This window comes from Streptomyces sp. (genome assembly GCF_031181555.1).
In the GTDB taxonomy this organism is placed as follows: Bacteria; Actinomycetota; Actinomycetes; order Streptomycetales; family Streptomycetaceae; genus Streptomyces; species Streptomyces fimbriatus.
In genome coordinates this window covers 1-10,011 of record NZ_JAPSKQ010000158.1, presented here as the reverse complement: position 1 = coordinate 10,011, position 10,011 = coordinate 1, and the positions used below count along the sequence as shown (strand labels likewise).

Annotated in this window: 8 protein-coding genes; 5 read left to right on the top strand and 3 right to left on the bottom strand. The window is 74.6% G+C overall.

The annotated features are described in order from the left end of the window. The first annotated feature begins 67 nt into the window (after positions 1-67). Positions 68-718, top strand: a complete 651-nt coding sequence (locus RIM90_RS25420) for a thymidine kinase (RefSeq protein WP_309063082.1) — start codon at positions 68-70, stop codon at positions 716-718. 434 nt (positions 719-1,152) lie between these two features. Here RIM90_RS25420 and RIM90_RS25415 read toward each other — a convergent pair whose 3' ends face one another. The 3 genes from RIM90_RS25415 to RIM90_RS25405 form a co-directional block, all read right to left on the bottom strand. After that, on the bottom strand, positions 1,153-1,485 hold the full coding sequence (locus RIM90_RS25415) for a putative quinol monooxygenase (RefSeq protein ID WP_309063081.1): 333 nt from the start codon (positions 1,483-1,485) through the stop codon (positions 1,153-1,155). 255 nt (positions 1,486-1,740) lie between these two features. Beyond that, positions 1,741-2,913: an anhydro-N-acetylmuramic acid kinase gene (locus RIM90_RS25410; RefSeq protein WP_309063080.1), complete on the bottom strand. Its 1,173-nt coding sequence runs from the start codon at positions 2,911-2,913 to the stop codon at positions 1,741-1,743. A 30-nt stretch (positions 2,914-2,943) separates the two neighbouring features. Next, positions 2,944-4,284, bottom strand: coding sequence for an MFS transporter (locus tag RIM90_RS25405; protein ID WP_309063079.1), 1,341 nt, complete (start codon positions 4,282-4,284; stop codon positions 2,944-2,946). Between the two features lie 395 nt (positions 4,285-4,679). Here RIM90_RS25405 and RIM90_RS25400 point away from each other — a divergent pair, with 395 nt between their 5' ends. From RIM90_RS25400 to RIM90_RS25385, 4 genes are all read left to right on the top strand, one after another. Next, positions 4,680-5,813 (top strand): gala protein, encoded by a 1,134-nt coding sequence (locus tag RIM90_RS25400; protein WP_309063078.1) that lies wholly within the window; start codon positions 4,680-4,682, stop codon positions 5,811-5,813. 83 nt (positions 5,814-5,896) lie between these two features. After that, complete coding sequence (locus tag RIM90_RS25395; RefSeq protein ID WP_309063077.1) at positions 5,897-7,585, top strand: ankyrin repeat domain-containing protein; 1,689 nt, start codon at positions 5,897-5,899, stop codon at positions 7,583-7,585. Continuing rightward, complete coding sequence (locus RIM90_RS25390; protein ID WP_375165546.1) at positions 7,540-8,787, top strand: AAA family ATPase; 1,248 nt, start codon at positions 7,540-7,542, stop codon at positions 8,785-8,787. The genes RIM90_RS25395 and RIM90_RS25390 overlap by 46 nt, the downstream gene beginning before the upstream one ends. An 11-nt stretch (positions 8,788-8,798) precedes the next feature. After that, a complete protein-coding gene (locus RIM90_RS25385) occupies positions 8,799-9,983 on the top strand; it encodes a VWA-like domain-containing protein (protein WP_309063075.1) in 1,185 nt (394 codons plus the stop codon). The last annotated feature ends 28 nt before the right edge of the window (positions 9,984-10,011 follow it).

The following is a 10,011-nucleotide window of genomic DNA, read 5'->3' as shown; positions in this document are numbered from 1 at the left end:
CCGCCCCGACCCGCCGAACCGACGTCCCGTCCCCGACAACCCCCGGCCGAAAGGTGCCCGACTCCTCATGCCCGAGCTGGTGTTCTTCTCTGGAACGATGGATTGCGGGAAGAGTACGTTGGCGCTCCAGATCGGACACAACCGCTCGGCCCGGGGGCTCCAGGGAGTGATCTTCACGCGGGACGACCGGGCGGGCGAGGGGAAGCTGTCCTCACGGCTGGGCCTGGTCACGGAGGCCGTCGAGGCCACCGAGGGCATGGACATGTACAAGTACCTGGTCGATCAGCTGTCCCAGGGCGGCAAGGTCGACTACGTGATCGTCGACGAGGCCCAGTTCCTCGCGCCGGAGCAGATCGACCAGCTGGCGCGGGTCGTGGACGACCTCGGGCTCGACGTCTTCGCCTTCGGCATCACCACCGACTTCCGCACCAAGCTCTTCCCCGGCTCGCAGCGGCTGATCGAGCTGGCCGACCGGATCGAGTCCCTCCAGGTGGAGGCCCTGTGCTGGTGCGGCGCCCGGGCGACGCACAACGCCCGTACGGTGGGCGGGGAGATGGTGGTCGAGGGCGCTCAGGTGGTCGTGGGCGACGTCAACCGCCCGGCGGAGGAGGTCGGTTACGAGGTCCTGTGCCGCCGCCACCACCTCCGGCGGATGACCAGTGCTTCGATCCGCGCGGGCGCGCTGTCCCCCGACGTCCTGCCGGTCCCGTCGGTCTGACGACACGGTTCCCCGGTCCTTCTCGCCGTGCCGCCCGCCGCCCGGGCGGCCACGGCTGTACCTGACGCACTTCCGCGCGGAACGCCCCCGCGGGAGGTCCCGCGCGGTACTCTGCGGATGCGACCCCGCGATCTCCCCCGTTCGCGGGGTCGCGTGCGTAGGCGCCGGCCGACGGGAGAGCGGCGGACGCGTCCGGATGCGACCGGCCGTCCCGGCGCGCCCGGCAGGATCGGTTCCACGGGCCGGCCGAAGCCCGGCGACCGCCGGCCCGAGCCAGGACGAGCGGCCCGGGCCGCAAGTGGCGGTCCGTACGAGGAGACCGGGGTGTCACGCCTGCGGCCGGTCCGGCGAACGGGTACGGGCCGAACGCGCCGCGCCGTGCCCGCCTCGCCGGCTGCCGAACCGCCAGAGCGTTCCCCCCGCGAGGCGGTGCGTCACTCCTGCTCGGAGACGCTCATCTCGCCCAGCGGGGACCAGTCGTCCTGCGGAACTGTCGCGTTCACGATCCGGGGCGTCTCGGCCAGGTGGGGCGGCAGGGCCCGCTGCGCGGCCCTGAAGTGCTCGGACTGCACGTGGGCCGCCCCCGCCTCGTCGTCGCGGAAGGCCTCGACCAGGACGTACTCCGTCGGGTCCTCGACGCTGCGCGACCAGTCGAACCACAGGCAACCCGGCTCCTTGCGGGTGGCCGCGGTGAAGTCGGCGACGATCTGCGGCCACTGGTCGGCGTACTCGGGACGGATCCGGAATTTGGCGGTGATGAAGATCATCGGTCTCCCTCATTGGTTCTCTGCGCGCGGTCGCGCCGCCTGCTGTGGTGTCCGACGGGCGAACGCTGCCACACGGCGTGTCGCACCGCCACCTGGGACGGGCGCTCAGGGACGGGCCCTCCGGGACGGCGAGCCCGGCGGAACACGGTCGCGTCCGTGCCACAGGTCGCACACAGCGGGCCACGACGACCGCGGCGGACGTGGAGCACGCGCCACGACGGTTCGCGACGACCGGACGCGGCCCGTCCATGGACGTCAGACGGGTACCGTGCGCAGGCGCACGGGAGCGACGGCCGCGGGTTCCGGCAGGCGCAGGCCCCGGTGACCGGGGGTGAGGGAGCCCAGGATGCTGGGACGGCGGGCGCCGGTGCACGCCGGGACCGTCCCGGCCAGTCCATGCGCGGTCAGGAACCCCAGGACGGCGAAGGCGTAGGACTCCTTGGCCGCCGAGGGCAGCCCGAGGGCGTCGGAAGTACGCAGCGGGATGTCGTGCAGTGCGGTGCGGAGCATGGCCATCAGGGTGGGGTTGCGGGTTCCCCCGCCCGAGGCGACGACCTCGCTCGCGCCGACCGAGCGGACCGCGTCGGCGACCGTGCGGGCGGTGAGCCGGGTGACGGTGGCGATCACGTCCTCGGCCGGGAGCCGGTCACGGCCGGCCAGGGCGGCCCGCAGGTAGGGCCAGTGGAACAGCTCCTTGCCGGTCGTCTTGGGCGGCGGTTTCGCGTAGTACGGCTCGTCGAGGAGCCGCCGCAGCAGAGCGGTGTCGACGTGGCCGCGGGCGGCGAGGGCCCCGTCCCGGTCGTGGTCCAGCCGGCCGTCGGTGAGGGCGTGCACCGCCGCGTCGACGAGGGCGTTGGCGGGGCCGGTGTCGAAGGCGACCGGGTCACCCGTTCCGGCGGCCACCGTGAGGTTCGCGATGCCGCCGAGGTTGAGGGCGGCGGGCGTGCCGGGCCGTCCCCGCAGCCACATGAGGTCGACGACGCTCACCAGGGGTGCGCCCTGGCCGCCGGCGGCGACGTCGCGGGTGCGCAGATCGGACACCACCGGGCAGCCGGTGGCTTCGGCGATCCAGGCGGGTGAGCCGATCTGCAGCGTGCCGTGCACCCTGCCCCGCTCGACCCAGTGGTAGACCGTCTGGCCGTGCGAGACGACGAGATCGGCGCGGCCGTCGCACAGCTCCCGGTCGGCCCGGACGGCCACCGCGGCGAAGGCCTGGCCGATCCGGGTGTCGAGCCGGCACACCTCCCGCATCGTGGTCCGCGCCGGGGGCAGCGCGGCGGTCAGGGCGGTGCGCAGTTCTTCCGGATAGGGGTCGCTCACCATCCCGAGCGGCCTCAGCAGCAGGGTGTCCCCCTCGAGCGTCAGATCGGCCGCGGCGGCGTCGACCGCGTCGTGGGACGTTCCCGACATCAGCCCGATGACCCGCACTCCGGCACCTCCTTCCCGGTCCGTCGGCTGTCAGTCGCGCAACGCGCGACGGTGGTCGTCGCCGCGCAGGGTGAGCAGGGCGAGGGTGCTGACGGCACAGGTCACCACCACGTAGTACGCGGGGATGTCGATGTCGCCGGTCCGTTCGACCGCCTCGGTGATGATCAGGCCCGCGCATCCGGAGAAGACCGCGTTGGACAGCGAGTACGCCAGCCCGAGGCCGGTGTAGCGGGCACGGGTGGGGAACATCTCGGCGAGCATCGCCGGCCCGGGTCCCGCCATCAGGCCGACGACGGCGCCGGCGGCGAACACCGCGAGGCTCTTGGCGGCCGTCGAGGCGGCGGGGTCCTGCAGCAGGTGCAGCAGGGGGAACGCGAGGACGGCCACGAGCGCCGCCCCGGTCACCATCACCGCACGCCTGCCGATCCGGTCGCTCAGCGCGCCCGCCGGGAGGATGGAGGCCGCGAAGCCCAGGTTGGCGAGGACCGTGGCGGTCAGGGCCTGCTGGAACGTCGCGTTCAGCGTGTTCTGCAGATAGGACGGCATGACGACCAGGAAGGTGTAGCCGGCCGCCGACCAGCCCATGAGCCGCCCGGCGCCGAGCGCGATGGCCTTGGCGACCTCACGTGCGGGGGCGGCGGCCGGTGGTCCGGGCGGGGCGCCTCCCGCGTCCGGGGCCTGGGCCCGCGCGGTGCGCCGGAAGGAGGGCGTCTCCTCCAGCCTCAACCGCAGCCACAGGGCGGCGAGCCCCAGGGGCAGGGTCAGCAGGAACGGCAGCCGCCATCCCCAGCCGTTGAGCTCGGACTCGCTCAGCACGGTGGCCAGCAGTGCCGCCATGCCGGCTCCGGCGAGCAGACCGAGCGCCACCGTGAAGGACTGCCAGGCCCCGTACAGGCCGCGCCTGCCGGGCGGGGCGAACTCCGTCATGATCGAGACGGCACCGCCGAACTCCCCTCCCGCGGACAGGCCCTGGAGGACGCGCAGCAGTGTGAGCAGCCAGGGCGCCGCGGCACCCACCGTGGCGTGCGTCGGCAGCAGCCCGATCAAGGTGGTGGCGACGGTCATCAGCAGGACGACGAGGATCAGCGTGGGGCGCCGTCCGATCCGGTCGCCCACGCGGCCGAAGACCACCGCGCCGACCGGGCGGAAGAAGAAGGCGAGCGCGAAGGACGCGTACGTCTTGACGAGCGCCTCGACCTCGCTTCCGCCCTCGGGAGTGAAGAAGTTGGCGGCGATGATGGTGGCGAAATACCCGTAGACGCCGAACTCGTACCACTCGATGAAGTTCCCCACCGACCCCGCCACCAACGCCCTGCGCGCTCGCGGCGGTTCGACGGTCCCGCCGGCCAGGCCGTGCACAGGGGTGGTCATACGGCGCCCCTTCGTCGTCATGCGGGTCATGCGGAGGGAGACATTCCCTGACTGGAAGTCAGTTTCAGCGGTTTACTGACTCCCTGTCAATAACTTTCACCGAGGTGCCGGCCGGGCGACCTTCCCCTCGGTACCGGGACGTCGAGCCTCCGGGAGACAAGGGCGTCAGCAAGTGATCAACGTCAAAGCGGATGTGGCTATGATCTCCCCGGCAAGGCCGTAGCGCAGAGGTCGTCGCGCCCGAGCATCAAGCTGGAGGACGTCGGTTCGAATCCGACCGGCCTTGCCGTCCTTGTCGTGGAGGAAAGTCGATTGGCGTCGGTCCGTCCTGGGCGGGCGGAGGGCGATGCCGCCCTCGGCGAGCCGGGCACCGGCGACGGACCGGTGGAGTGGTGATGACGCAGCCGACACCCGTGCGCTGCCCGGCGATCGAGCACCCGGACATCCCGATCGGCGACCCTGCCGGCCTGGACCCGCTGCTGGCCCGGCTGCGGTCGGCGCGAACGGTGGAGACCGACGAGACCTTCCCGCTCGGCACCCTGCGCGCGGACGGGCGCGTCGACCTGTGCAAGCAGGGGCTCGGAGCGGCCGGCGCCGCTCGCCTGATGCCCGTCGCCGCCTCCTCACCGCACGCCCGGCACGTCCTGCTCGGCACCAACGCCATCGGGAACGAAGGGGCCTCGACGGTCGCCCGGGCACTCGGCGACGGCCACGGCCTGCACACGCTCTACCTCGGCTGCAACCGCATCGGCCCGGAAGGCGTCGGCGCGCTCGCCGACGCGCTGTCGGCGGACGGCACCGTCCGCGCCCTGTGGCTCAAGCGCAATCCGGTGGGTGACGACGGCGTCCTCGCGCTCGCCGCGATGCTCCGCCGCAACACCACGCTGCGCACCCTCGACCTGGTCAACACCGGTCTCACCGCCGAGGGGCTGCGCGCTCTGCTCGACGCCCTCACCGGCCGCCCGCGCCCGGTCGAGCGCCTCTTCCTCGGCGGGAACGGCCTGACCGCCGACGCCGCCGGGCTGCTGGCCGCGCTGATCCGCGAGGCGGGCGTGCGCGAGCTGTACCTGCCCGCCAACCACCTCGGCGACGAAGGCGCCGCCGTCCTCGCGGCCGCGGCCGGCTCCGGACGGCCGGTGCGCCTGGGGCTCGGCGGCAACGGGATCGGCCCCGCCGGGGCGCGCGCCCTCGCCGACGCCCTGGACGGCATCGAGGCGCTCGACCTGGGGCGGCCGATGTCGGAGCGGAGCCTCGGCGCCCCCGCCAACGCCACCGGCGACGAAGGCGCCCGCGCCCTGGCCGCCGCGCTCGCGGGCAGCCCGCTGCGCCGGCTGGAGCTGTGCCACACCGGGCTCACCGGGCGGGGCGCGAAGTCCCTGCTGGAGGCGGTGCCGGACGACTCACCGCTGGAGTACGTCGGTCTGGGGCCCGGGCTGCCCCGGAAGGTGAAGCGGGCCTTCACCCAGCGCCTGCGGCCCGTGACCGGGGCCCATCCCGACCTGCGCGCGATAGGAAGTGTCTACCGGTGAGTCCCCGCCCGGAATCCCGTTGCTTCCCACCGGAGGATGCGGCGAGCTGGCGGCGGATCCGCCGCTACGCGGTGCCCCGGAGGATGATCGAGCACGCCGCCGAACGCCGCGCGGCCGGTGACTGGCGCGGGGCGTGCGCGGCGGCCGGCGTGGACGTCGCCATCGACCTGGCGGAGGTCGCCGAGCACTGCGGCCACGACGTCACCGCGGCCCTGGAGGAGGATCTGCGCCACCTGGTCCCGGACCTGGTGCGCTGGCACCTGCCCCGGGTGCTGGGCGGCTGGACCACGCTCGGCACCGACCGGACCGTGGTGCTCGCCCGCTACCGGCCGGTGGAGGCGGCCGAAGGACGCCGCCGCACGCCGTACCTCCACCTCACCACGCCCGCGATGCTGGAGGGCCCGCAGCGCGTCACCCTGCGCTTCGAAACGGTCGAGGACGAGAAGGCCGCCGGCGTCTTCGGGCGCCGGACCGAGGACTGGCGGTACGCCCGGCACCTGTGGGACGCACGGCACACCGCCGAACTGCTCGAGAGGTGCGGCGGCCGTGAACGGCCGCCGTTCTTCCACCCCGACGGCAGGCCGCGCGGTACGGACGAGCTGCCCACGGCCGATCCCGGCCCCGGCGACGCGGCGGCACGGGCCGAGTGGGTCACCCTGCTGCATCAGAAGGGCGAGGTCGAGGCGGCCTTCGCCGCGGCCGGGATCGAGGCCGACCTGACACCCCCGACCGGTCCCGGGTGGTACCGGGCCGATCCGGAGCTGCTCCTCGGCAGGCTCGCGCTCGATCACACCCGTCTGGAGCCGGAGGTCCGCCGGCTGGCGGACGAGGGCGTCGGGGACCGCTTCCTCATCGGCAGCCGGCTGCCGAAGGTCCTGCTGGAGCCGACGGGCCCCGGGCGAGGTGCCGGGCTACGGGCCAGGTTCGTCGGTCGGCAGGAGGCCGAGGACGTCCCCTTCCTGGCCGAAGCGCTCTGGCGCAGGCTCCCCGACCTCGACCTGATGCGCGTCGGCGGAGTCGCGCCGGAGCACCTGCATCCGCTGGTCCGCGAGGCACTGTTCCCCGCCCTCCGGATCGCCGACGGGACCGCGGGCCCGCCGGGCCCCGGCCTCCCCGCCCCCGTCCGGGTGAGATGCCGTGGCGCATGGCACGAGGTGGGCTTCCGCGCGGGCGGTCTGCTCCGCATGCCGCACAGCGACGAGGAACAGCAGCGCGAGCGGGCCCTGCGCGCCTTCGGCGGCGCCGTCGCCGGGTGCTTCGCCGTCCAGCAGGCGTGGACCTCGGGAAGCGGCCGGCTGCCGAAGGCCCTGCGCGCCCAGCGGCGGGACCTGTTCCTGCGCGCCCAGCACGGTGACACGCACGGCGTGCTCGAACTCCTGGACGCGGGCGTGGACCCCCGGGTGCGCGACGCCTGCGGACGCTCGCTGCTCCACGTACTGCACCTGCTCGACCACGACCTGCTCCTGCCCCGGCTGCTCGCGGAGGGGCTCGACCTCGAGGCCCGGGACCACCGGGACCGCACACCGCTGTTCGTGGCGGTCAACGACGGCGGTTCCAAGGCCCTCGTGGAGGTGTTCCTCGCCGCCGGTGCCCGGATCGACGTGGTCGACGAGTCGGGACTCTCGCTGGCTCAGGTCGTCCGCCAGTACAAGCGTGCGGACCTGGCCTTCCTCAGGGACCGCGTGCGGCAGGAGCATCCGGGCCTCGGCCGCGACGGTTGGGACGAATGGATGGACAAGTACGCGGCGGACAGCGAGGACGTGCCCTTGTGAACACCACCCCCACCCCCCGCACCGGCGCGGACCCGCTGGCCGCCGCCGACGACCTCGTCGGCAGGCTGCGCACACGGCGCACCGAACCCGCGGCCAACCCCCAACTGGAGGCGCTCGCCCTGGCCGTGACGGCCAATCAGCCCGTCCTGCTGTGGGGCGAACCGGGCATCGGCAAGTCGGCCGGCCTGGAGCAGCTCGCCGCCGGACTCGGCCTTCCGCTGGAGACGGTCATCGCCAGCGTGCACGAGCCGTCGGACTTCGCCGGGCTGCCGATCGTCGGGGACGACCCGGCCGTGACCGGTGTGCCGATGGCCCCGCCCGACTGGGCGGTCCGGCTCACCCGTGCCGGACGGGGCCTGCTCTTCTTCGACGAACTGTCCTCCGCGCCACCGGCCGTGCAGGCGGCGCTGCTGCGGGTCGTCCTCGAACGCCGGGTCGGCAGCCTCGTCCTGCCCGAGGCGGTGCGCATCGTCGCCGCCGCCAACCCGCCGTCGAGCGCCGCGGACGGCTGGCACCTCAGCCCGCCGCTCGCCAACCGCTTCGTCCACCTCCACTGGACCCACGACCCCGCCACGGTCGCGCGCGGCATGGCCGGCACGTGGCCGGAGGCGGCCGTCCCCGCGGTCGATCCGGCCAAGGTGCCCGGTGCCGTCGCGCGGGCCCGCGGCGCCGTCTCCGGTTTCCTCACCGCCCGGCCGGGCCTGGTCCACCACATACCCGCCGACGCCGAGAGCCGGGGCCGGTCGTGGCCGTCCCCGCGGACCTGGGAGATGGCGCTGCGGCTGCTCGCGACGGCATACGCGACCGGCGCCGGCCGCGAGGCGACGGCCGCCGCGCTCACCGGTGCCGTCGGGGACGGCGCGGGCATCGAACTGCTCTCCTACCTGGAGCACCTCGACCTTCCGGACCCCGAGCGGGTCCTCGCCGACCCCGACGCGTTCGCCCTGCCCGAGCGCGGCGACCGGCAGCTGGCCTTCCTCATCGCGGTGGTCGCCGCCATCCAGAGCGATCTCACCCGGCCCCGCTGGGAGGCCGGCTGGGCGGTCCTGGCCAAGGCCGTGGACGCGGGCGTACCGGACGTGGCCGCCCGGGCCGCCACCGACCTCGCGGCGATGCGCCGGCTCGACTGGCCCGTGCCTCCCGGCATCGACGGGTTCCTGGACCTGCTGCAGATGTCCGGGGCCCTGCCCGGCGGCCGGTGAGGCCCGCAGGCATGACGGAATCCCGCGGGAACCTGGACATGACCAAACTGCTCGCCGCCCGCTACCGGGCGGCGAGCGACCGGCCCTATCTGGCATCGGCCCTGTACGCCCTGACCGTCGTGGCGAGCCGTGAGGTGCCGACGATGGGGGTGGACCGCCACTGGCGCTGCTACGTGTCACCCGCCTTCGTCGACGCGACCCCCGTGGAGGAACTCGCGGGCGTCTGGGTGCACGAGGCGGCGCACCTGCTGCGCGACCACCACGGCCGCGCCGACCGGCTCCCCGCCGCCGACCAGCGCGACCGGCACCGCGTCAACGTCGCCCAGGACTGCGAGATCAACGACGACCTCCTCGCCGACGGCCTGCGCCTGCCCGCCGGACGTGTCGAGCCCCGCCTCCTCGGCCTGCCCGACGGGCAGTTGTTCGAGGCGTACCTGCCGCACCTGCCCCCCGGTGTGCGGGAGTGCGACTGCGGACCGGGCGCCCACGGCCGCCCGGTGCCCTGGGAACTCCCGGGCTCCGCCGGCCCCGCCCGGCTGGGTGAGGCCGAGGCCCGGGCACTGCGCCGGCACACCGCCGAGGCGATGCGCGCCCACCAGCGCGCCCGCGGCACCCTGCCCGCGGGCTGGCAGCGCTGGGCCGAGGAGGTCCTGGAGCCCACGGTGGACTGGCGGCAGGCGCTGTCCGGCGCGGTCCGGGAAGCCGCCGCGTGGGCCGGCGGGGCCGTCGACTACACCTACCGCCGCCCGTCGCGCCGCACACCGGCGCTGCGCGGCGTCGTCCTCCCGAGCCTGCGCCGTCCGCTGCCCCGGGTGGCCGTCGTCGTCGACACCTCGGGCTCGATGGGCGACGCGGAACTCGCGGCCGCGCTGGGAGAGGTCACGGGCGTCCTGCGCGAGGTCGGCGTGCGGGGCAACCGCGTCACCGTCCTCGCGTGCGACGCCGACGTGCACGCCGTGTCCCGGGTGACGGCCACCGAGCAGATCACCCTCGGCGGCGGTGGCGGCACGGACCTGCGCGTCGGCATCACCGCCGCGCTCGCGACCCGGGACCGCCCGGCCGTCGTCGTCGTCCTCACCGACGGCTGCACGCCCTGGCCCGACGAGATTCCGTCCTGCCGTCTCATCGCGGCCCTGATCGGCCCCGACGCACCGCAGCCCCCGCACTGGGTGGAGACGGTACGCGTCACCACCTGACGGCCGGCCCGGTCAGTCGCCGCCGGGT